This window comes from Microvirga roseola (assembly GCF_020866965.1).
Classification (GTDB): Bacteria; Pseudomonadota; Alphaproteobacteria; order Rhizobiales; family Beijerinckiaceae; genus Microvirga; species Microvirga roseola.
Genome location: NZ_JAJATX010000003.1, coordinates 173,533 through 195,912, shown reverse-complemented (window position 1 = coordinate 195,912; position 22,380 = coordinate 173,533). Strand labels below are relative to the sequence as shown.

The window sequence follows — 22,380 nt, the reverse complement described above, 5'->3', positions numbered from 1 at the left end:
TCCTGTTGAGTGGAGACAGAATGGGGACATAATGCTAACCTTCGCAAGAACGCACAATTTCTGCACATAGTGTCGAAAAGGATACCGTGATGACGCAGCTTCATCCGAAGGCGACCATGACCACCGGGTGCTCCGTCGAGCGTGCGCTCAACCTCATCGACGGCAAATGGAAGATCGTCATCCTCCACAAGCTCCTGAAGGGCACGCTGCGCTTCAACGAGCTCCGCCGCCAGATCCCGGCCGTGACCCAGCGCATGCTCACCAACCAGCTGCGGGAACTCGAAGCCGACGGGCTGATTATCCGAACGGTCTATCCGGAGGTGCCGCCGCGGGTCGAATATTCGCTCTCGGCACGCGGGCGCAGCCTCGAACCGGTGATCATGGCGCTGAAGGCATGGGGCGACAGGAATCTGTCGTCGCCCGAGGTCGAAGCAGCGTAAAGTGTCTGTGCGTTGCAATAACTTAACCCTGTCATAGGCTGATCGGCAGGGTTCGGTTGCGCGGCCTTCCGGTCTGTGGCAACGCTCCCGCAACAACCGTGAGCGAGGATGCGCGCATGAGGCTGGAGACGCCGACCAGCGGAAGCGAACTGACGGCCGAGGCCGTCGCCGTGCTGGAAACCGGGCACAAAGCCGTTCCACCTGCTTTCGTCCACCATCTCTACGGGCGTGTTCCGTCCGAGGATCTCGCGGTCTATTCGCCCGAAGCTCTCGCGGAGCTGGCGGCCGAGGCCTACGAGCACCTCAAGGCGCCCCGCGCAGGCGAGGTGGAGGATATCCACCTCATCGACCTCGAGATCGAGCGCGAAGGCCGCAACCGTGACGTGACGGTGCTCGAGATCATCAACGACAACATGCCCTTCCTCCTCGACTCGACGCTGGCCGAGATCGTGGATCAGGGTTACGAGCCGTTGCTCGTCGCGCACCCGATCCTGGCGGTCGAGCGCGATGCGGGCGGCGCTCTCGTCCGCCTCGTGGGCGAGACGACGGCGTCCTCGCGCATCGGCGTGAGGCGCGAAAGCTTCATTCATATCCACCTGCCGCGCATCGACGATGCGGAATCGCGCAGCCGTCTCATCGAGGCCATGCGCCATGTCCACAAAGACGTGGCGCTCGCCGTTCATGACTGGCCCGGCATGCGCGCGCGCATCACCGAGCTCGTTCAGAATTACCGGCTCAATCCTCCGCCGCTGCCGGAGGACGAGGTGACGGAGGCCATCGCCTTCCTCGACTGGATCGCGCAGGACAACTTCACCTTCCTTGGCCTTCGCGAGTACCGCCTGCCTGCCGGCGACACCGCCGCCGATCCGGTGGAGGGCTCCGGCCTCGGATTGCTGCGCGATCCGTCCGTGCGTGTTCTGCGGCGCGGCCGCGAGCTGGTGGCGATGACCCCGGAGATCCGCGCATTCCTGGCGCGCCCGAAGGCGCTCATCATCACCAAGGCGAACGTCAAATCCCGCGTCCACCGCCGCGCCCACCTCGATTACGTCGGCGTGAAGCTCTTCGACCGGAAGGGGCAGCTGCAGGGCGAGCTGCGCATCATCGGCCTCTTCACCTCGAGCGCCTATACCAACACCACGGGCGAGGTCCCGTATCTGCGCCACAAGGTGGAGAAGGTGATCGCGCGGGCGGGCTTCGATCCGGCGAGCTATGCTGGCCGCGCGCTGCTCAACGTGCTTGAGAACTACCCGCGCGACGAGCTGTTCCAGATCGACGAGGAAACGCTTTACCACTTTGCCATCGAGGTCATGAATCTCTCGGAGCGCCCGCGCGTGCGGGCGCTGGCGCGGCCCGACGAGTTCGACCGCTTCGTGTCCGTTCTCGTCTTCGTCCCGAAGGACCGCTACGACACGGGCGTGCGCCTGCGCATCGGGCAGTTCCTCGCCCGGATCTACGAAGGTCGCGTCTCCGCCTCCTACCCGGCCTATCCGGAAGGCCCCCTGTCGCGCACCCACTACATCATCGGCCGCGACGAGGGGCAGACTCCGCAGGTTTCGCGTGAGACCCTGGAGAAGGGCATCGCGAGCATCGTGCGGACCTGGGGCGACGCGTTGCGCGACCAGCTCCTCGAGACCATCGGCGGCGCACGGGCCCGCGCGCTCGCGGCCCGCTATGCCGACGCCTTCAGCGCCGCCTACCGCGAGGCCTTCGGGGCCGAGCAGGCGATCAAGGATATCGGCCTCCTGGAGCAGCTCTCGGAGGCGCGTCCGCGCGCGGTCGACCTTTACCGACGCGAGGGTGACGATGAGACCCGCGTGAACCTGAAGCTGTTCTCGCGCGGCACGGCGCTGCCCCTCTCCGAGCGCGTGCCGCTGCTCGAGAATCTCGGCTTCCGCGTCGTGAACGAACGCACCTATCGCGTGGTCTCGACGGGCGTCTCCGGCATGGACCGCGTATGGCTCCACGACATGACGCTCGAGCGCGCAGCCGGTGGTGCGATCCGGATCGACGAGATCCAGGATCTCATCGAGGCGGCCCTTCTGGCCCTGTTCCGCGGCCTTGCGGAATCGGATGCCTTCAACCGCCTCGTGCTGGAAGCAGGCCTCGGCTGGCGCGATGTGGCCATGGTGCGGGCGCTCGGCCGCTATCTTCGCCAGATCCAGATAACCTACGCGCAGGACTATCTCGCGGACACGCTCGCGCGTCACGGCGACATTGCCGTGCGCATCGTCGAACTGTTCTACGCCCGCTTCGATCCGCGCGATCAGGATGCGGCTGCGCGCGCCGCCAAGGAAGACACAATCCGCGCGGTGATCGAGGAGCAGCTGAAAAGCGTCACGAGCCTCGACGATGACCGGATTCTGCGCCGCTTCATCAACCTCGTGGAGGCGGCGGCCCGCACCAACTTCTTCCAGCTCGAAGACAACGGCCTGCCGCGACAGACCATCGCGTTCAAGTTCGAATGCGCGAAGGTGGAAGGGCTACCGCTGCCGAGGCCGCTTTTCGAGATCTTCGTCTATTCGCCGCGCGTGGAAGGCGTGCATCTGCGCTTCGGCAAGGTCGCGCGCGGCGGCTTGCGCTGGTCCGACCGGCCACAGGATTTCCGCACGGAGGTTCTGGGTCTCGTCAAAGCGCAGCAGGTCAAGAACGCGGTCATCGTGCCGGTCGGCGCAAAGGGCGGCTTCGTGCCCAAGCATCTGCCCCCGCCGGGCGACCGCCAGGCCTGGCTGGCGGAAGGCACCGAGAGCTACCGCATCTTCGTGCGCACGCTCCTGCAGCTCACCGACAATATCGTGGGCGACAGCGTGGCGCAGCCGCCGGACACCGTGCGCCACGATAGGGACGATCCCTACCTCGTCGTCGCAGCCGACAAGGGCACCGCCACCTTCTCCGATACGGCGAACGCGCTTTCCATCGAGAAGGGCCACTGGCTGGGCGACGCCTTCGCCTCGGGCGGCAGCCAGGGCTACGACCACAAGAAAATGGGCATCACCGCCCGCGGCGCCTGGGAAGCGGTGAAGCGCCACTTCCGCGAGATCGACATCGACATCCAGACGCAGCCCGTGACGGTGGCGGGCGTGGGCGACATGTCGGGCGACGTGTTCGGCAACGGCATGCTGCTCTCGCGCGCCGTCAAGCTCGTTGCCGCCTTCGACCACCGCGACATCTTCCTCGATCCGAACCCGGATCCGGAGGCCTCCTATCTGGAGCGTCAGCGTCTCTTCGACCTGCCCCGTTCGAGCTGGCAGGATTATGACAAATCGCTCATCTCGAAAGGCGGCGGCGTGTTCCCGCGCAACGCCAAGTCGATTTCGCTCTCGCCGGAGATCCGCGCCCTTCTCGAGCTCGACAAGGCGGAGGCCACGCCCGCCGAGGTGATGAGCGCGATCCTGAAAGCTCCGGTCGGCCTTCTCTGGTTCGGCGGCATCGGCACCTATATCCGCTCTTCCTCGGAAACGGACGAGCAGGTGGGCGACCGCGCCAACGATCCGATCCGCATCACAGGCGCGGATGTGCGCGCCAAGGTGATCGGCGAGGGCGCGAATCTCGGGCTGACCCAGCGCGGGCGCATCGAGGCCGCGCGTACGGGCGTGCGTCTCAACACGGACGCCATCGACAATTCGGCCGGCGTCAACACCTCCGACGTCGAGGTGAACATCAAGATCGCGCTCACCACTCCCGAGCGCGACGGCCGCCTCAGCCAGGACGAGCGCAATGCGCTGCTCGCCGACATGACCGACGAGGTCGCAAGGCTTGTCCTGCGCAACAACTACCTGCAGACCCTTGCGCTTTCGCTCTCGGAGCAGAAGGGTGCGGGCGATCTCGGTTTCGCGCGCCGTCTCATGCATATGCTGGAGGCGCAGGGGCGTCTCAATCGCACGGTGGAATACCTGCCCGATGACGGAGTCCTGCTGGAGCGTGGCCGACGGGGCGAGGGACTGACCCGGCCCGAGCTGGCGGTGCTGCTCGCCTATGCGAAGCTCTCGCTCCACGATGAGCTTCTGGACAGCACCGTCCCGGACGATCCCTATCTCTCGAAGGAGCTCGAGCGCTACTTCCCGGATGAGATGCGCGAGCGCTTCCCCGATGCGATCGCAAGCCACCGCCTGCGCCGCGAGATCATCGCCACCCAGCTCGCCAACGCCATCATCAACCGGGGCGGGCCGACCATGGTGGCCCGTCTCGTCGACCAGACCGGCGCCGACGCGCCGACGATTGCCGCGGCTTACGCAGCCACCCGGGATTCCTTCGGCCTGATCGAGATGAATGCGGCGGTCGATGCCCTCGACGGCGTCGCGCCGGGCGCACTGCAGCTTCGCCTCTATGGCGAATTGCAGGACCTGCTCATGAACCGGATCGTCTGGTTCATCCGCAACGTCGATTTCGTCAGCCACTCCCTCGACGACATTATCGGCACCTATCAGGCCGGCATCGCGGAGGTGGAGGCGAGCCTGCCGGAGGCGCTCTCGCCCCAGGCGCTCGAGGCCTGGGACCAGCGCACGAAGGCGCTGGTCGAGCAGGGCGCGCCGGAGGAGCTTGCGCGCCGCATCGCGTCGCTGCCGGATCTCGTCGCCGCGCCCGACATCGTCCAGACGGCGCACAAGACCAGCAAGCCCGTGAAGGAGATCGCCTGCACGCATTTCGCGCTCGAGGCCTCGTTCCAGCTCGGCTCGCTCATCGGCGCGGCCCAGCAGATCCCGGTCAGCGACTACTTCGACCGGCTGGCCCTCGACCGGGCTATCGACGGCATCGCCTACGCCCATCGCAATCTCACCGCGGAGATATCCTCCCTCGATTCCTCGGGAGCGGCTGCGGTCGAAGCCTGGAGCGAAAGGCGGGGTGCGGACGTGACCCGGATCAAGAATGCGGTCGACAACATCGTCTCCTCGGGCCTGACGCTCTCGAAGATCACGGTGGCGGCGAACCTGCTCGGCGATCTGGCGCGGACGACGTGACGCGATGAGCCGGGCCTTGGCCGAAGCGACCGGCATCGCAAAGCCTGTGGACGAGAGCGGACCTGCGACGGCATCCGCCGTCCAGGCCTCGCGTCCCGCCATCCTCGGCTGGCTGCTCTTCGACTGGGCCTGCCAGCCTTTCTTCACGCTGGTGACGACCTTCGTCTTCGCGCCCTATTTCGTTTCCGCCCTGGCTCCGGACCCGGTGACGGGACAGAGCCTCTGGGGCTACGCCACGGCGGCGGCGGGCTTGGCGCTCGCCATCCTCTCGCCGGTGCTTGGCTCGATCGCCGATGCGACCGGGCCGAAGAAGCCCTGGATCGCCGTATGCGGTCTCATCCTCGGCCTCGCATGCTTCACCCTGTGGTACGCGGCCCCCGGCCAACAGAGCGCAATCGCCATCGCGCTGATCGCCTTCGCCTTCGGCACGGTTGCGGTGGAGGTGGCGGCGGTGTTCAACAACGCCATGATCCCCCACCTCGTCCCGCCGGAGCGCTTCGGGCGTCTCTCCGGCTCGGGCTGGGCCATGGGCTATTTCGGCGGTCTCGTCTCCCTCGTTGTCGTACTGGGCTTCCTGGCGGCCAACCCTGAGACGGGCCGGACCATTCTCGGCTTCGAGCCGCTTTTCGGCCTCGATCCGGCCCAGCGGGAGGGCGACCGCATCACGGGGCCTTTCTCAGCCCTGTGGTTCCTCGTCTTCGTCCTGCCGCTCTTCCTCTTCACTCCCGATGTCGCCCGCTCCACGCTCGCCACGGGCGCGGCCGTCAAGCAGGGATTCGCGCAGGTCCGAAACACGCTCGTCGATGCGCGCCGGCATGGGAGCGTGCTGCGCTTCCTCCTCGCCAACATGGTCTATCAGGACGCCCTTGTGGCGCTCTTTGCCTTCGGCGGCATCTACGGGGCAGGGGTGTTCGGCTGGCAGGCCATCGAGCTCGGCGTGTTCGGCATCCTGCTCACCATCACCGGAACCCTCGGCGCGCTGGTCGGCGGACGGCTCGACGACCGCATCGGGGCAAAGCCCGTGGTCGCGGGCGCGATTCTGATCCTGGTGCTGGTCTGCTTCGGCGTTCTGTCCCTGGGGCGCGAGCACATGCTCTTCATCGTCCCAACCGCGCCGCCGGCGCCGGAGGACGGGCTCTACGGCACCGCGCCGGAAAAGATGTTCGTGCTGCTGGGCCTCCTGATCGGCGCGGTGGCAGGGCCGATGCAGGCCTCCTCGCGCAGCCTTCTCGCGCGGCTGGTGCCGGCGCGGGAGGCAGGGCGCTATTTCGGCCTGCTGGCGCTCTCGGGCAAGGTCACGTCCTTCCTCGCGCCGCTGTCGGTGGCCATGGCGACGGCCTATTTCCAGACACAGGCCGCGGCTCCCGCCGTGCTGATCCTGTTCCTGTTCGCAGGCCTTGCGCTGCTCAGCGGCGTGAAGCGGGTATAGGCCTAGTCCAGCGTCACCGCCGTGCCGCTCACGGTGACCATCATCATGCCCTCGTTCTTGCCGATGGCGCCGTAATCCATGTGAACGCCGACAATGGCATGCGCGCCGAGGCGTTGCGCTTCCTCGATCATTTCGCGGATGGCGGTGTCGCGCCCATCGCGCAGGACCCGCTCATAGGAGCCCGAGCGCCCGCCGACCACGTCGCGGATGGAGGCGAAGAAATCGCGAAAGACGTTCGCGCCCAAAATGGCTTCGCCCGAGACGATGCCCCGGTAGGAGCCGATGCGGCGGCCTTCGACGGTGGGCGTGGTGGTGACGATCATCAGAGTCTCCCTTGGTGGAGACTCTGATGTAGGGATCGGTTCTCAGTGACGGAAGTGGCGGTGCCCCGTGAGGACCATGGCGAGGCCCGCCTCATCGGCGGCCTTGATCACCTCGTCGTCGCGCATGGAGCCGCCGGGCTGGATCACGGCGGTGGCGCCGGCTTCCGCAGCGGCGAGCAGACCGTCCGCGAAGGGGAAGAAGGCGTCGGAGGCGACCACCGAGCCCTTGGCGAGGGTTTCCGGCAGGTTCGCGGCCTTCGCGGCTTCGGCCGCCTTCCAGGCGGCGATGCGGGAGGAATCGACCCGGCTCATCTGGCCTGCGCCGATGCCGACGGTGGCGAGATCCTTGGCATAGACGATGGCGTTCGACTTCACGTGCTTAGCGACGCGGAAGGCGAAGCGCAGGTCCTTGAGCTCGCGCTCCGTGGGCGCGCGCTTCGTCACCACCTTCAGGTCCATGGCGTCGATCACGGCATTGTCGCGCCCTTGCGCCAGGAAGCCGCCCGCCACCGTGCGGAGGGTGAGCCCTTCCTGGCGCGGATCGGGCAGGGAGCCGGCGAGCAGGAGGCGCAGGTTCTTCTTGGCCGCGACGATGGCGATGGCTTCCTCGCTTGCATCGGGGGCGATGATGACCTCGGTGAAGATCTCGGTGATGGCTTTTGCCGCTTCCGCGTCGAGCGGGCGGTTCATGGCGACGATGCCGCCGAAAGCCGAGACCGGATCGCAGCGAAGCGCCTTCTCATAGGCCTCGCGAAGGCTTGCGCCTTCCGCCACGCCGCAGGGGTTGGCGTGCTTGACGATCACGATGGCGGCCGAGCGGCTCGGATCGAACTCGCCCACGGCCTCATAGGCCGCGTCCGTATCGTTGATGTTGTTGTAGGAGAGCTGCTTGCCCTGCACCTGGCGCGCGGTGGCGACGCCCGGGCGGTTCTCCGGGGTGCGGTAGAAGGCGGCATTCTGGTGCGGGTTCTCGCCGTAGCGCAGGACTTCCGCGATGGAGCCGCCGAGCGCCCGGACAGGCGGGGTCGCCTCGCCGAGTTCGTTCGCGAACCAGTTGGAGATCGCCGCGTCATAGGCCGCCGTGCGCGCATAGGCCTTCTGGGCGAGGCGGCGGCGAAGGGTAAGGGTCACCGAGCCGTCGTATTGGCCGAGGTCATCGAGCACGGCGGCATAGTCCGCGCCGTCCACCACCACCGCCACGTCGCCGTGGTTCTTGGCCGCCGCACGGATCATGGCGGGACCGCCGATATCGATGTTCTCGATGCAGTCGTCGTAAGGCTTGCCCGCCGCGACCGTCGCCACGAAGGGATAGAGGTTCACCACGAGCAGGTCGATGGGCTGGATGCCGTGGGCCAGCATCGCCGCCTGGTGCTCGGGGTTCGCGCGGATGCCCAGGAGCCCGCCATGAACGGCGGGGTGGAGCGTCTTCACGCGCCCGTCCATCATCTCCGGAAAGCCCGTGAGATCGCTCACGTCCTTCACGGGCAGGCCCGCCTCGCGCAGGGTCTTGTGCGTGCCGCCGGTGGAGACCAGCTCGATGCCCCGCGCAGAGAGCGCCCGGGCGAAGTCCACGAGGCCCGTCTTGTCGGAAACGGAAAGAAGGGCGCGCGTCACGCGCTTCAGGTCGCTCGGCATCCGGCCGCTCCATGCGAAGGGTTTGATCTGCGGGCGCGATAGCACGGCGGGAGAGCGATGGGAACCGGGCAGCCCACAGAACCGCAGGCCTCCGTCAGCCCTCAGCCCGCGTCTACAAGCTTGGCGGATAATGTATCTTCTGCTAGGACTTCCTTCATGATCAACCGCGTGTCCCGCCTTACCCGTCGTTTCACGTACCTGAGAGGGTGCGCGGGATGGGTGTTGCGCTGACGCGTGCATGATCATTCCCGAGGACCCTCCCGAGGCGGGTAGGGTCCTGGAGTTCTCTGCTCTCCTCACATCGAGTGGAGAGCAAGCATGGACACACATTTCCCTTCGCCGAAGCACAAGCCCCATTTTTATCGAGCCGTTCTCACCGTCAGGAATGTTGCCTCCTGGGCAGCGGGAATCCTCGCGTGGTGGAATCGCTTCACCTATCGGCGAGCCTTGCAGAGATTGGAGCACCTCAACGACCACGCACTGCGCGACGTCGGTCTGTGGCGCGAGCCCGAAAGCCGAGTGGACGGATTGTGGAGAATGAACCCGCCGCCTTGAGGAATCGAGGGCTCAGGGGAGCTTAATTTTCCCTGAGCCCTCGCCGGCAGTCTGCTGTCTTCAAAGTAGCTCCGGCCCCGGTTCCTGCGTCTGTCCCGGCGTGTAGGTGCGCGCCATGCGCTCGAAACGCCAGCGTACGGAGGGGGTCTCGCTTGGGCGCAAGGTCAGGACGATCTGCTCCGTGCGGCGCATGCCGTCGGGGGCGGCGAGAAAGACGCTGTCCTCCACACGGGCCTCGATGGGATCGGCGGAGAACTGCCAGGCCTCGCGGTTCGGCAGGACCAGCATGACCACGCGCCCGTTCTGGGCCCGGCTCGCCCGGACGCCGGGCGCGAGGTGAAAGCGTATGATGGCCTCCCGGGAGGCGGCGCTGGCCCCTTCGCCCCAGAAGATGTCCTCGCCGTCCAGGCTGTCGCCCTTGGGCGACAGGTGCCAGCGCCGCTCATGGGTGAGGCCGAAGCGGGCCTGGTAGCCGTCGTGGCTGGCGCTGAGCGACTGCACGTGCTCCCGCTCGCTGCGCTCCGCCGTCACCTGCTCGGGGCCGCTGACGATCACGGGCCCGAGGCGGCGCAGGAGCCAGCCGGCGATCCGGCGCTCCGCCAGTCCTCCCTTGTCGCTGACCATCTGGCACGACGAGGCATCGCCGATGGAGGCGGTGGAATGGGCGGCGGTCGAGCGGGAGGCCTGGATGATGGCGTCGCCCGCGATGCGCGGCATGCCGCAATTGACCACGATGCGCTGCATGCCGCTGGAGAATTCGAAGGAGAGGCATCCCGCGCCCGCTTCCGTCGAGAGGGCGACCGGGGGCGGCGCGCCTACATCCGCCACCAGCAGGGTGCGTCCGGCCTCTACGCGCTCGTAGCCCGAATGGGGCGCATGGTGGATCGGCTGGCTGCGCATGTCGTCATAGGTCAGCAGCGTCGCCAAATGGTCCGCCGCCGTGACGCCCATGCCGTTGAAGTGGGAGAGGGTGCCGTCCCCGTGACGGAAGAGCCTCACCATGGGCAGCATCCTGTCCACGGCGCGGAGCAGGGCTTCGGGCGTGTCGATCTCGCGGCTGGCGAACATCTGGCGCAGGGGCAGCAGGTCGAACAGGAGATCGACGGTGATCCGCGGGTTGCGGCTCGCATGGCCTCCGTCCGGCAGGATCTGGCGGTCGAGTTCGCGGGCGAGGTAACGGCTCGCCCGCCGCGTGGTGCGCTCCAGGCCCTCGCAGCACAGGCCCGCATAGCAGAGCGCGATGGCGGCCATGAGCTGCGAGAAGGGCGGAACGCCGGAGCGGACATGCCGCTCCAGCTCGCGCACATGCTGGCCGATGATCCGCAGGAACCGCTGGTAGAATGCGTGGTCCGCCCCTTCCAGGATCAGCGGCGACTGGCTGACGAGGGACATGAGCCTGCGGGCCGTAACCTGCGTATCGCAGGCGAGCCGCTTGTCGCCGAGACGGGAGGTGACGAACTCGTCCACAAGGGAGCGGGCATTGGCCTGGGCCAGCGCCGTGCCGGCGGCCCTGAGATGCCTGAGCCAGCCGAAGCCGTAGAGGGCCTCGCCCCAGGCGCGGCTCGGCGGCGCAAACGCGAAGGGCGAGCGCCCGCCCGTGGTGATGGCGCGGCCCGCGAAGGCGAAGAAACCGGAATAGATGTCGGTCGCGATGGTGGGGTCGGCCGTGCGCAGGTCCTGCGGCGCGAAGAGCAGCCGCGTCGGCATCGGAGTCCCGCTCAGGACCTTGGACGACGTCCAGACCGCGGCTCCACGCATGGAGCGGCCTGCCTCACGAAAGGCAAGCCGGTAAAGCCGCCAGCGATCTGGCCCGAAATCCACTCCTGGCGCTCCTCGTATCATGCTGTATCCGCGTCAGCTTAAGAGAGGACTTCCTGCTGACTGGTTAACAACCGGTAAGCGCAGGCTCCTTTTATGCCGTACCTTTGTGCACAAACCGCGCGACAAAAAAGCCGTCGAGGCCGCTGCGGTCGTGGTCGGCAAGCTCCAGCTGGAACGGCAGGGTTCTCAAGTCGCCCTGCGGCGTGATGCATTCCGCCCATCCGCCGATCTCGGCGGGCTCGATGGGCCGGCGCACGAAATCCGGGTGACGGGCGAGGAAGGCCTCCGCCTGGCGCTCGCCTTCCTCGGCTTCGAGCGAACAGGTGCAATAGACCAGCCGTCCGCCAGGCTTGAGCAGGGCCGCCGCCTTGTCGAGCAGACGGCTCTGCAGGCCCGAGAGCTTGCGGATGTCCTCTTCGCCCTTGGTCCAGGCGACGTCCGGGTGGCGGCGGATCGTGCCGGTCGCCGAGCAGGGGGCGTCGAGCAGGATGGCGTCGAAGGCGGGCTCGTCGAGCTTTTCCGCATCGATGGCGCGGGTCTCGGCCTTGAAGTTCAGGCGGGCGAGGTTCTCCTCGAGCCGCTTCACCCGCCTAGGCGACCGGTCGACGGCCAGCACCTCGGCCCCGGTGGAGGCGATCTGGGCCGTCTTGCCGCCCGGAGCCGCGCAGAGATCGGCGATGCGTTCGCCGGGCTTCGCATTCAGCAGCCGGGCGGGAAGGGCTGCAGCGGCATCCTGCACCCACCAGGCGCCCTCCTCGTAGCCAGGCAGGTCACGGATGGCAGTACGCTCGACAAGGCGGATGCTGCCGGTGGGGAGAAGAACGCCGCCGAGACGTTCCGCCCAATCCTCGGGCTTCTCCTTCACCGTCAGGTCCACCGAGGCCATGGAGCGGTGCGCCTCGGCGATCTTCCTGGCGAGGGGCTCGCCATATTGCGCAATCCAGCGCGCCTCCAGCCAGGTCGGCGTATTGAGCCAGGAATCGCTCTCGGCCAGGATCGCTTCTTTCTCCCGCGCCACGCGCCGCAGCACCGCATTGATGAAGCCGCCGGCATGGCTGAGCTTGGGATCTTCCTGAGCGAGCGCGACGGCGGTGTCCACGGCGGCGTGGTCCGGTACGTCGAGAAACAGGATCTGCGCCGCACCGATGGCGAGAAGATGCATCAGGCGCTCGTCACGGGGCTCCTTGTTGAGCCGCTCGCGCAAAGCGCGTCCGATGGTGCCGAGGCGGCGGAAGGTGACGATGGCGATAGCCCGCGCCAGGGCCTCGTCCCGGGGCGAGAGGGCTTCCGCCGGGGCCAGCTCCTCCAGCACGTCGTCGAGCGGCACGCGCCGCTTCATGGTTTCCGCCACTGTCTTCCAGGCGAGGCGGCGGGGGCCGAGTCCTGCTTGTTCGGAATGGTCCACGGCTTTAGCCCCAGGGTCCGCGACGGGAAGGGGAGCCCCAGGGGCTCGTAGAGGCTCCGGAGGCGAAGCTGCCTTGAGGCCGGGATGCGGCTCCCATCTCCTGCGCCAGGGCTTGGAGGGCGGCGATCCGGTTTTCGGTCGCCGGGTGGGTCGAGAAGAGATTGTCCATGCCGTGGCCTGTGAGGGGATTGATGATGAAGAGCGACGCGGTCGCCGGGTGGTTCTCCGCATCGTGGTTCGGAATTTGCGCCACGCCGCCCGCGATCCGCGACAGGGCCGAGGCGAGCGAGAGCGGCTGACCGCAGATCTGCGCGCCGAGCCGGTCGGCGTTATATTCCCGCGAGCGGCTGATCGCCATCTGGATGATCATGGCCGCGATCGGCGCAAGCAGCATGGTTGCCAGCGTCACGATCGGGTTGGGCCGGGCGTCGCCCCGTCCGCCGAAGAGAAAACCGAACTGGGCGAGCGTTGCGATGGCGCCTGCAATCGTCGCGCTCACCGTCATGATGAGCGTATCGCGGTTCTTGATATGGGCAAGCTCGTGCGCCATCACGCCGGCGATCTCGTCCCGGGAAAGCATGCGCAGAAGGCCGGTGGTGGCCGCCACCGCTGCCTTCTCCGGGCTTCTGCCCGTAGCGAAGGCGTTGGGCTGCGGATTGTCGATGAGATAGACCCGCGGCATCGGCAGGCCCGCGCGATGGGCGAGCTCCCTCACCATTCCGACCAGTTCGGGGGCCGTGCGCTCGTCCACCTCCACCGCGTGGTGGGCGGAAAGCGCCAGCCGGTCCGAGTTCCAGTAGGCGAAGGCGTTCATCGCGATGCCCAGGCCCAGCGCGATCATCATGCCGCTCGCGCCGCCCAGCAAGTAGCCGACAACGCCGAACAAGGCGGTCAGGGCTGCCAGCAGCATTGCAGTCTTGACGGTGTTCATCGGGGTCTCCACCTCGTGGGGAACGTCGGATCCATTCGCACAGCGCTTATGTGGGAACGGTCCAGCTCCCTCCCAAGGGCCTCCGAGAACTGGCAAAGGCGCTTCATGAGCACGAACGACACACCCGAGACAAGCCCGGACCTCCCCGTCGAGGGCGCGGCCCCCGGCAAGCCCCTTTCGCCCGCAGCCCAGCGGGCCCTGGAAGAGGCCGCCCGACGCCGCCTCGAAATCGACGCCCGTGCGGCCGAGATCGCCAAGGCCAAGGAACACCAGGGCCGGGGCGGCCTGGAGCCCGTCCGCTACGAGGATTGGGAGGTGAAGGGGCTGGCGAGCGACTTTTAACCGGTTGTCTCCGGCAAAGGCCGCGCTTAGTCTCGCCTCCCGAAAGGGGAGGGGCATGAGCAAGGCGGCACGGCTGGAGATCCTTCGCGATCTCTTGAGCGAGGCGCATCGGGCGCTCGACCTGTCCTTCGGCTTCGAGCTGTGGGACGGCTCGACGATCCCGGCGGATCTGCCCTCCTATGCCATGCGGCTCGTCATCCGGCGCGAGAACGTGGCGGCCGCTCTTCTGCGCCGCCCGACGCTCGACACAGTGATCAACGCCCATGTGGCGGGCCTGCTCGACCTGAAGAACGGCACCCTGTTCGATCTCGCCGACCAGCGCCCGCGGGGAAAGATCGGCCGCCGCCTGAAGGAGGTGAGCAAGGCCAAGGCCTTGAGAGCCGCCTATCACTTCCTGCGCGCGCCCGCCGACATGCCGCGCCCCCTCGACCGGCCGCGGGAGGGCACCGGCGCCCGGGACGGCAAGCCCTCCACCAACAAGGCGAATATCGCCTACCACTACGACGTGTCGAACGACTTCTACCGGCTCTTCCTCGACCCGAAGATGGTCTATACCTGTGCCTACTTCCAGCCCGACTGGCACGACGACCTCGCCCGCGCGCAGAGGGACAAGCTCGACATGATCTGCCGCAAGCTGCGGCTCAAACCCGGCGAGCGCCTTCTCGACATCGGCTGCGGCTGGGGCGCGCTCATCTGCCATGCGGCGCAGCATTACGGGGTCAAGGCGACGGGCGTCACGCTCGCCGAGGAGCAGGCGGCGCTCGCGCGGGAGAAGATCGCGCGGCTCGGCCTGCAGGACCGGGTCGAGGTGGTTCTCAAGGACTTCACCCAGGTGGAGGGGGAGTTCGACAAGATCTCCTCCATCGGCATGTTCGAGCATGTGGGCATCGCCAACCACCCGACCTACTTCCGCACGGTGCATCGGCTGCTGCGGCCGCGGGGCCTTTATCTCCACCACGCCATCGCCCGGCGCGCCAAGCGCTCGAAGCGTGCCTTCGGCCGTTTGAGACCCGAGGCCAAGGCGATCATGCGCTACATCTTTCCGGGCGCTCAGCTCGATCATCTCGGCATGTCGGTCGCCAATCTCGAACGCTACGGCTTCGAGGTGCATGACGTGGAGGCCTGGCGCGAGCACTACCAGCGCACCACCCGCCTCTGGTGGGAGAACCTGAGCGCCAACAGGGCGCAGGCTGAGGCCGAGGTCGGCCCCGAGACCACCCGCGCCTGGCTTCTCTATCTCGCCGGTGTGTCCCTGGGCTTCGAGCGCGGGGTCATCGGCGTCAACCAGACGCTGGCCTCCAAGCGCACGCGCGGACCGTCAGGGCTGCCGCCGTCGCGGGCGGATCTGTATCGTTGATTGGCAGCCTAATCCTGTGGAGGCGCGAAACCGGCGATTCGGAGGATGATCCAGGGAGCGCGGGAGACGCTGCGTTTGTCAGGATGAGCGCTCGTGGATGACGCTTCCTAGCGCTCCACCACCACCCGCGTCCCCACGCTGACCTGATCGAAGAGATCGATGATGTCCTCGTTGAACATGCGGATGCAGCCGTAGGACGCGTAGGTGCCGATGGAGTTCGGGCGGTTGGTTCCGTGGATGGCGTATTCGTCGAGGTCGAGGGTCAGCGCCCGCTCGCCCATGGGATTGTTGGGCGCGCCGCCGGGAATGACGTCGGGCAGGCGCGGGTTGTCGCGCTTCACCTCTCTCGGCGGAGACCAGGCGGGCCGCACATGCTTGCCGTTGATGCGCGCCTCGCCGAACCATTGCTTGTCCGGGCGTCCCACGGCGACCCGGTAGCGGAAGGCCGTGCCGTCCCCGCGCACGTAATAGAGCCGCCGCTCCTTGGTCCTGACGACGATGGTGCCCGGCTCCACCCGCGCCTTGAAGGGCACGACCTCGCGGGCAACGGCGTCTGTATTGGTGACGGCCATGGCGCCGATCACGGCGGCCATGGCGATTGCGGCGCGCACGCCCATGTCTCAAGCTCTCCGCAGGAATGATCGCTTAGGGTGAGACGCCGATGAAAAGGCTAAGGTTCCGTTAAGCAGGCACCCCGGATCGCAAAGTGGAATCCGGGGTGTCGTGGATCCTTCAGGCCGCCTGCGTGCGCTTGTTCTGGCGGTTGGTGATCAGGTCGTCGACCACGGTGGGGTCGGCGAGCGTTGAGGTGTCGCCCAGCGAGCCGAACTCGTCCTCGGCGATCTTGCGCAGGATGCGGCGCATGATCTTGCCGGAGCGGGTCTTGGGCAGGCCCGGCGCGAACTGGATCAGGTCGGGAGAGGCGATGGGGCCGATCTCCTTGCGCACCCAGGCGACGAGCTCCTTGCGAAGCTCCTCGCTCGGCTGCTCGCCCGCCATCAGGGTGACGTAGGCGTAGATGCCCTGGCCCTTGATGTCGTGCGGATAGCCCACCACTGCCGCTTCCGAGACCTTCGGATGGGCGACGAGCGCCGATTCGACCTCAGCGGTGCCCATGCGGTGGCCCGAGACGTTGATCACGTCGTCCACGCGGCCGGTGATCCAGTAATAGCCGTCCGCATCGCGGCGGCAGCCGTCGCCGGTGAAGTATTTTCCAGGGTAGGTGGAGAAGTAGGTCTGCACGAAGCGCTCGTGGTCGCCGTAGACCGTGCGCATCTGGCCCGGCCAGGAATCGGCGATCACGAGGTTGCCCTCGGTTGCGCCCTCCAGCACCTTTCCTTCCGCATCCACGATCTCCGGCCTCACGCCGAAGAAGGGGCGGGTGGCCGAACCGGGCTTCAGCTTGGTCGCGCCGGGAAGCGGCGTGATGAGGATGCCGCCGGTCTCCGTCTGCCACCAGGTGTCGACGATGGGGCAGCGGCTGTCGCCGACCACGCGGTGATACCATTCCCAGGCTTCCGGATTGATCGGCTCGCCGACGCTCCCCAAAAGCCGCAGGGTCTTGCGGGAGGTCTTCTTCACCGGCTCCTCGCCCGCCTGCATGAGGGAGCGGATCGCGGTCGGCGCGGTGTAGAAGATGTTGACGTTGTGCTTGTCGATCACCTCCCAGAAGCGGGAGATCGAGGGATAGGTCGGCACGCCCTCGAACATCAGGGTCGTCGCGCCGTTCGCGAGCGGCCCGTAGAGGATGTAGGAATGGCCGGTCACCCAGCCGACGTCCGCGGTGCACCAGTAGACGTCGCCGTCATGGTAATCGAAGACGTATTGATGCGTCATCGCTGCATAGACGAGATAGCCGCCGGTGGTGTGCAGCACGCCCTTCGGCGTTCCGGTGGAGCCCGAGGTGTAGAGAATGAACAGCGGGTCCTCCGCGTTCATCTCCTCCCAGGGGCACTCGTCCGTCACCTGGTCGGCCGCCTCGTGATAATAGACGTCGCGGCCCGGCACCATGTTCACGGCGGACCCCGTGCGGCGCACGACGAGGACGTGGTCCACGACACCCTCGCCGATCCGCTCGATGGCGGCGTCCACATTGACCTTCAGGGGCACCTTGCGCCCGCCGCGCAGGCCCTCGTCGGCGGTCACGATGAAGGCGGATTTCGCATCCTGGATGCGGCTGGCCAGCGAATCCGGCGAGAAGCCGCCGAAAACCACGGAGTGGATCGCGCCGAGCCTTGCGCAGGCGAGCATGGCATAGGCCGCCTCCGGGATCATCGGCATGTAGATCGTCACCCGGTCGCCCTTCCCGACGCCGCGGTTGCGCATGATGTTGGCCATGCGGCAGACCTCGGCATGAAGCTCGCGGTAGGTGATCTTCTTCGATTCGGACGGGTCGTCGCCTTCCCAGATGATGGCGACCTGATCGCCGCGGGTGTCGACGTGCCGGTCGACGCAATTATAGGCGACGTTGGTCACGCCGTCCTCGAACCAGCGGATCGAGACCTCGCCGGGGCCGAAATTGGTGTTCTTGATCCTGGTCGGCGCGGTGAACCAGTGGATCCGCTTGGCCTCTTCCGCCCAGAAAGCCTCCGGATCTCGGATGGAGGCCTCGTATTTCGCAAGATAGCCGGCGTTATCCAGATAGGCGCGGCGGCTCCACTCCGACGAAACGTCGTAGATCTTCTCTTCCATGGCGCTTCTCCCAGACGCGTCCCTGTTGGGTAATTAGGTCTAGGTTTACGGAAAGAGAGAGGGTCCGGGCAAGCGGGACCGGCATCGGACTTTGGTCGCTGCTACTTTCGGGTGTTTCGAAGGTTCAGCGCCGTCCCCGGCGGCCCGCGGGACCGGAAAGGGGATCCATTGCGGTGCGCTTAGCCCTGGATTCCCTTGCCCTCTGCTTCGCGTCCTTCCGGAAAAGACAATGAGCTCTTACAGCCCGCCCATCCGGCAGACGATCTCCCACTCCTCGTCGGTGACCGGCTGCACCGAGAGGCGGGAATTGTTGACGAGGATCATCTTCTCGAGGCCGGGCTGCTTCTTGATTTCGTCCAGCGTTACGGGCCTCGGCAGGGCCTTCACGGCGTTGACGTCGACCATGCCGAACTTGCCGGTCTCGTCCGTGTGGTCGGGGTAATATTCCCGGATGACCTCGACGATGCCCACCACCGCCTTGCCTTCGTTAGAATGGTAGAAAAAGCCCTGCTCGCCCTTTTTCATCGCCATCAGGTTCTGCTTGGCGACATGGTTGCGCACCCCGTTCCAGAAGGTGCCTTTGTCGCCTTGCGCGACCTGGGCGTCCCAGGACCAGACGGAGGGTTCGGACTTGTAGAGCCAGTGGGCCATCTTCAACTCTCAATACTCGGACTTGATCGGACGGTTCATCAGCGCATCGACAGCGTGGTCGAGGGTCCATGCGCCGGAAAGGATCTGCTCGACGGCCTCGGCGATGGGCATGTCGATGCCTTTCGCACGCGCCAGCGCCACGAGGGCGCTTGCGGTGGCCGCTCCCTCCACCAGCTTGCCGCCCGCCGCGTCATCCACGCTCAGGCCCTGGCCGAGACGCATGCCGAAGGCGAAGTTGCGGGAATGGGCGGAGGAGCAGGTGAGAACGAGATCGCCGAGGCCGGAGAGGCCCATCAGGGTCTCCGCCTCGCCGCCATAGGCGCGGGCGAAGCGCAGAAGCTCCGCGAAGCCGCGGGCGATCAGCGCCGCCTTGGCGCTCTCGCCGAGGCCTTTGCCGGCCACGGCCCCGCAGGCGATGGCCAGCACGTTCTTGGCCGCCCCGCCGATCTCGACGCCACGGATGTCGTGGCGATGATAGACCCTCAAGGTCGGCCCGGAGAGGGCGAGAGCAAGCTCTTCCGCGCGCGCCGAATCCCGGCAGGCCAGGGTCACGGCGGTCGGCAGGCCGCGGGCCACGTCATCCGCGAAGCTGGGACCGGAGAGCACGGCGACGGGCGCGCCGGGGCGGACCTCCTCCGCCACGTCGCAGAGAAAGGCGTTCGTGCCCCGCTCGATTCCCTTGGCGCAGAGCACGAGGGGCGTGGCGGCGGGCAGGACGGAGGCGAGCGCCGCCGTCATCTCCCGCGTCGTCTGGGCCGGAGTCACGAGGAGCACGGCGCGGCATGTGGCGAGATCGCCGAGATCGGCGGTGGGCCGGATGCGGTCGTGCAGCCTGACGCCCGGCAGGAAGCGCTCGTTCGTGCGGGTCGCAGCAAGCGCTTGCGCCTGCTCGGCCGTGCGCATCCACAGGATCGCGTCGTTTCCGGCCGCCGCCGCCGCATTGGCGAGCGCCGTTCCCCAGGCTCCCGCGCCGGCAATGCCGATGGAACCGGAAGGCAGGCTCATCAGGCCTTCGCTCCCGCCTCGTCGCGGCTCGTGTCCAGCGGCCAGCGGGCGCGGGCCGGCGCGCCGATATCGTCGATGAGGCCGAGCCGCAGGCGCTCGAGGCCCGCCCAGGCGATCATCGCGCCGTTGTCGCCGCAGAGCGACACGGGCGGGGCGACGAGCTTGAGGCCCGCCTCGACCGCAAGCCGCTGGAGGGCCTGCCGCATGGTCTGGTTGGCGGCGACGCCGCCCGCCACCACGAGGGCGCTCGGATGGCCTGCGATTTCGCGGAATTTGCGCAACCCGACGCGGGTGCGGTCGACCACCACGTCCACGATCGCGGCCTGGAAGCTGGCGCAGAGATCGGACACGTCGGTCTGCGTGAGCGGCGCGATGCGCTCCGCCTCCAGGCGCACGGCGGTCTTGAGGCCGGACAGGGAGAAATCGGGCTCGGCTCGTCCCATGAGCGGGCGAGGCAGGGCGAAGCGCTCCGGATTGCCCTTTGCCGCCTCGTTCTCCACGTGGGGGCCGCCGGGATAGGGAAGCCCCAGCATCTTCGCCACCTTGTCGAAGGCCTCGCCGATGGCGTCGTCGATGGTGGTGCCGATGCGCGTGTAGTCGCCGACCCCCTTCACCGCCACGAGCTGCGTGTGGCCGCCGGAGGCGAGAAGCAGCAGATAGGGAAAGCCGATGCCGTCGGTCAGGCGGGCGGTGAGCGCATGGGCCTCGAGGTGGTTCACCGCCATCAGCGGCTTGCGGGTGACGAGCGCCATCGCCTTGGCGGTTGTGAGCCCCACGAGCACGCCGCCGATGAGGCCGGGGCCGGCCGCCACCGCGATGCCGTCGATGTCGTCCACGGTGCAGCCCGCTGTTTTCAGGGCGCGGGCGACGAGCCGGTCGAGCACCTCCACATGGGCCCGGGCCGCGATCTCCGGGACCACGCCGCCATAGGCCGCGTGCTCCGCAATCTGGCTCAGGACCTCGTTGGAGAGGATCTCGCCCCGTCCGTCGAAGCCGAGTGCCACAACGGCGGCGGCGGTCTCGTCGCAGGTGGTCTCGATGCCAAGGATGCGCATGGTCGTCGGGCTGCCGTTGCTACGTGTTTGTTCGGGCTTTGCGGCCCGCCTGTCCTCCCCCTATAGTCCGCCCCGACGCACAAGATCAAACGCCATCTCGCATCATCGGAGAGCACAGCAGGAATGCCCCTTTCATCCCCCCTGGTCATCGGCACGCGCGGCAGTCCCCTGGCGCTGGCCCAGGCCCGTGAGACGCAGGACCGCGTGAGCATCGCCCATGGCTGGCCCGTGGAGCAGCTGCCCCTGTCGATCATCAAGACCACGGGCGACGCCATTCAGGACAGGCCCCTCTCGGAAGCCGGGGGCAAGGGGCTCTTCACCAAGGAGCTCGACATCGCCCTGCTGGAGGGCTTCATCGATCTCGCCGTGCATTCCGCCAAGGACCTGCCGACGACCCTGCCGGAAGGCATCGTCATCGCAGGTTACCTGCCCCGCGAGGATGTGCGCGACGCCTTCATCAGCCGCCGCTTCAAGACCCTGCACGAGCTGCGGGCAGGTGCGGTGGTGGGCTCCGCCTCCCTTCGCCGTCAGGCGCAGATCCGCCGCCTGCGACCCGACCTGCAGGTCACGCTGCTGCGCGGCAACGTGCAGACGCGTCTCGCCAAGCTGGATGGCGGCGAGGTCGACGCCACGCTCCTCGCCATGGCTGGTTTGCGCCGCTTGGGGCTGACCGACCACGTCACCACGATCCTCGACACGGAGGACTTCCTGCCCGCGGTGGGGCAGGGGGCCATCGCCATCGCGGTGCGGGTGGAGGACGAGCGGGTACGGGAGGCCCTTGAGCCGATCCTCCACGAACCGACGGCTCATACGCTCGCCGCTGAGCGGGCTTTTCTCACAATCCTCGACGGGTCGTGCCGCACGCCCATCGCCGGCCATGCCCGCCTGATCGACGGCGAGCTCGAGATACGCGGCCTCGTCATGCGTCCCGACGGCTCGGAAAGCCTGGAGACCGCCCGGCGCGGCGCGGTCTCCGATGCCGTCGCCATGGGGCGCGAGGTGGGCACCGAGCTGCGCACCCGCATGCCCGCAGGTTTCCTCAGCGCCTGATGCTCGTTCTCGTCACACGCGCATCGGAGGATGCATCGCGCACGGCCCGAAAGCTTGAGGCCCGTGGGCATGAGGCTCTCTGCGCGCCCGTGATCGAGATTGCCACAACGGGCGAGCCCGCTCCTGCAGGCCCCTATGATGCTATCGTCGTCACCAGCGCTCATGCGGCGGAGGCCCTGTCTGCCATCGAGAACAGGCAGCTCACCGTTTTCGCCGTGGGTGAGCGCACGGCGGAGACGGTGCGGGATGCGGGCTTCTCGTCCGTATCCGTAGCGGAAGGCGATGCGGCGTCCCTGTCGCGGCTGATCCGGCGCGAGAAGGAGCCTGGACTGACGCTGCTCCACGTGATGGCCCGACACCACAAGGACGAGCCGGCGGCCTCGTTGCGCGCATCCGGCTTCCACGTTCTGCAATGGGAGGCCTACGAGGCAAGGGCCACCGGCAGCCTGCCGCCGACGGCCATCGAGGCGCTCCGCTCTGGCAAAATCGGCGCGGCGCTCCATTATTCTCGAAGGAGCGCGGATCTCCTCGTCCGGCGGATGGGGGAGGCGGGGCTGACGTCCACTCTCGGAAGTTTTCCGCACCTCTGCCTCTCGGCGGATGTGGCCGTGCCTCTCGAGGCCATGGGCGCTCCCGTCCTTGTGGCGGAGGAGCCTGCGGAGGGCGCTCTCCTCGGACTTCTCGACGGCCCTCTATGACGTCGGCAGCCGTTTCGATTACGATTGGGGCTTTAGG

General features: G+C 67.4%; 17 protein-coding genes. 7 read left to right on the top strand and 10 right to left on the bottom strand.

The genetic code is table 11. The annotated features are described in order from the left end of the window. The first annotated feature begins 89 nt into the window (after positions 1-89). The 3 genes from LG661_RS03630 to LG661_RS03620 all read left to right on the top strand — a co-directional run bounded on the left by LG661_RS03630 (position 90) and on the right by LG661_RS03620 (position 6,824). Positions 90-440, top strand: a complete 351-nt coding sequence (locus LG661_RS03630) for a winged helix-turn-helix transcriptional regulator (RefSeq protein ID WP_230530501.1) — start codon at positions 90-92, stop codon at positions 438-440. A 116-nt stretch (positions 441-556) separates the two neighbouring features. After that, positions 557-5,395: an NAD-glutamate dehydrogenase gene (locus LG661_RS03625; protein ID WP_230530500.1), complete on the top strand. Its 4,839-nt coding sequence runs from the start codon at positions 557-559 to the stop codon at positions 5,393-5,395. Between the two features lie 34 nt (positions 5,396-5,429). Next, on the top strand, positions 5,430-6,824 hold the full coding sequence (locus LG661_RS03620; RefSeq protein ID WP_407666638.1) for an MFS transporter: 1,395 nt from the start codon (positions 5,430-5,432) through the stop codon (positions 6,822-6,824). Between the two features lie 2 nt (positions 6,825-6,826). Here the strand turns inward: LG661_RS03620 and LG661_RS03615 are convergent, their stop codons facing one another. The 5 genes from LG661_RS03615 to htpX form a co-directional block, all read right to left on the bottom strand. Next, positions 6,827-7,147 (bottom strand): heavy metal-binding domain-containing protein, encoded by a 321-nt coding sequence (locus LG661_RS03615; RefSeq protein ID WP_230530499.1) that lies wholly within the window; start codon positions 7,145-7,147, stop codon positions 6,827-6,829. Positions 7,148-7,189: 42 nt separating this feature from the next. Further along, positions 7,190-8,782, bottom strand: coding sequence for a bifunctional phosphoribosylaminoimidazolecarboxamide formyltransferase/IMP cyclohydrolase (purH, locus tag LG661_RS03610; RefSeq protein ID WP_230530498.1), 1,593 nt, complete (start codon positions 8,780-8,782; stop codon positions 7,190-7,192). Positions 8,783-9,397: 615 nt separating this feature from the next. Further along, on the bottom strand, positions 9,398-11,158 hold the full coding sequence (locus LG661_RS03605) for a heparinase II/III family protein (protein ID WP_230530497.1): 1,761 nt from the start codon (positions 11,156-11,158) through the stop codon (positions 9,398-9,400). A 91-nt stretch (positions 11,159-11,249) separates the two neighbouring features. Beyond that, on the bottom strand, positions 11,250-12,563 hold the full coding sequence (locus tag LG661_RS03600) for an RsmB/NOP family class I SAM-dependent RNA methyltransferase (RefSeq protein WP_268995428.1): 1,314 nt from the start codon (positions 12,561-12,563) through the stop codon (positions 11,250-11,252). A 4-nt stretch (positions 12,564-12,567) separates the two neighbouring features. Continuing rightward, positions 12,568-13,494: a zinc metalloprotease HtpX gene (gene htpX / locus LG661_RS03595; protein ID WP_230530496.1), complete on the bottom strand. Its 927-nt coding sequence runs from the start codon at positions 13,492-13,494 to the stop codon at positions 12,568-12,570. 105 nt (positions 13,495-13,599) lie between these two features. Between htpX and LG661_RS03590 the strand changes: the two genes are divergently transcribed. Together LG661_RS03590 and LG661_RS03585 are read left to right on the top strand one after the other, a co-directional pair. Further along, complete coding sequence (locus LG661_RS03590; protein ID WP_230530495.1) at positions 13,600-13,836, top strand: DUF1674 domain-containing protein; 237 nt, start codon at positions 13,600-13,602, stop codon at positions 13,834-13,836. A gap of 55 nt (positions 13,837-13,891) precedes the next feature. Then, complete coding sequence (locus LG661_RS03585) at positions 13,892-15,193, top strand: class I SAM-dependent methyltransferase (protein WP_230530494.1); 1,302 nt, start codon at positions 13,892-13,894, stop codon at positions 15,191-15,193. A 107-nt stretch (positions 15,194-15,300) separates the two neighbouring features. Here the strand turns inward: LG661_RS03585 and LG661_RS03580 are convergent, their stop codons facing one another. From LG661_RS03580 to tsaD, 5 genes are all read right to left on the bottom strand, one after another. Further along, entirely contained in the window at positions 15,301-15,810 is a 510-nt protein-coding gene (locus LG661_RS03580) for a L,D-transpeptidase (protein WP_230530493.1), read from the bottom strand. Between the two features lie 115 nt (positions 15,811-15,925). Beyond that, positions 15,926-17,884 carry an acetate--CoA ligase gene (gene acs / locus LG661_RS03575; RefSeq protein ID WP_230530492.1) on the bottom strand — a complete coding sequence of 653 codons (1,959 nt, stop codon included), beginning with the start codon at positions 17,882-17,884 and terminating at the stop codon, positions 15,926-15,928. A gap of 237 nt (positions 17,885-18,121) precedes the next feature. Next, positions 18,122-18,535 (bottom strand): EVE domain-containing protein, encoded by a 414-nt coding sequence (locus LG661_RS03570; RefSeq protein ID WP_230530491.1) that lies wholly within the window; start codon positions 18,533-18,535, stop codon positions 18,122-18,124. 9 nt (positions 18,536-18,544) lie between these two features. Continuing rightward, positions 18,545-19,540, bottom strand: coding sequence for an NAD(P)H-dependent glycerol-3-phosphate dehydrogenase (locus tag LG661_RS03565; protein WP_230530490.1), 996 nt, complete (start codon positions 19,538-19,540; stop codon positions 18,545-18,547). Continuing rightward, positions 19,540-20,595, bottom strand: coding sequence for a tRNA (adenosine(37)-N6)-threonylcarbamoyltransferase complex transferase subunit TsaD (tsaD, locus tag LG661_RS03560; RefSeq protein WP_230530489.1), 1,056 nt, complete (start codon positions 20,593-20,595; stop codon positions 19,540-19,542). Before tsaD ends, LG661_RS03565 begins: the two co-directional genes overlap by 1 nt. A 123-nt stretch (positions 20,596-20,718) precedes the next feature. Here tsaD and hemC point away from each other — a divergent pair, with 123 nt between their 5' ends. Together hemC and LG661_RS03550 are read left to right on the top strand one after the other, a co-directional pair. Next, positions 20,719-21,645 (top strand): hydroxymethylbilane synthase, encoded by a 927-nt coding sequence (gene hemC / locus LG661_RS03555; protein ID WP_230530488.1) that lies wholly within the window; start codon positions 20,719-20,721, stop codon positions 21,643-21,645. Further along, on the top strand, positions 21,645-22,343 hold the full coding sequence (locus LG661_RS03550; protein WP_230530487.1) for a uroporphyrinogen-III synthase: 699 nt from the start codon (positions 21,645-21,647) through the stop codon (positions 22,341-22,343). Before hemC ends, LG661_RS03550 begins: the two co-directional genes overlap by 1 nt. Positions 22,344-22,380 lie beyond the last annotated feature (37 nt).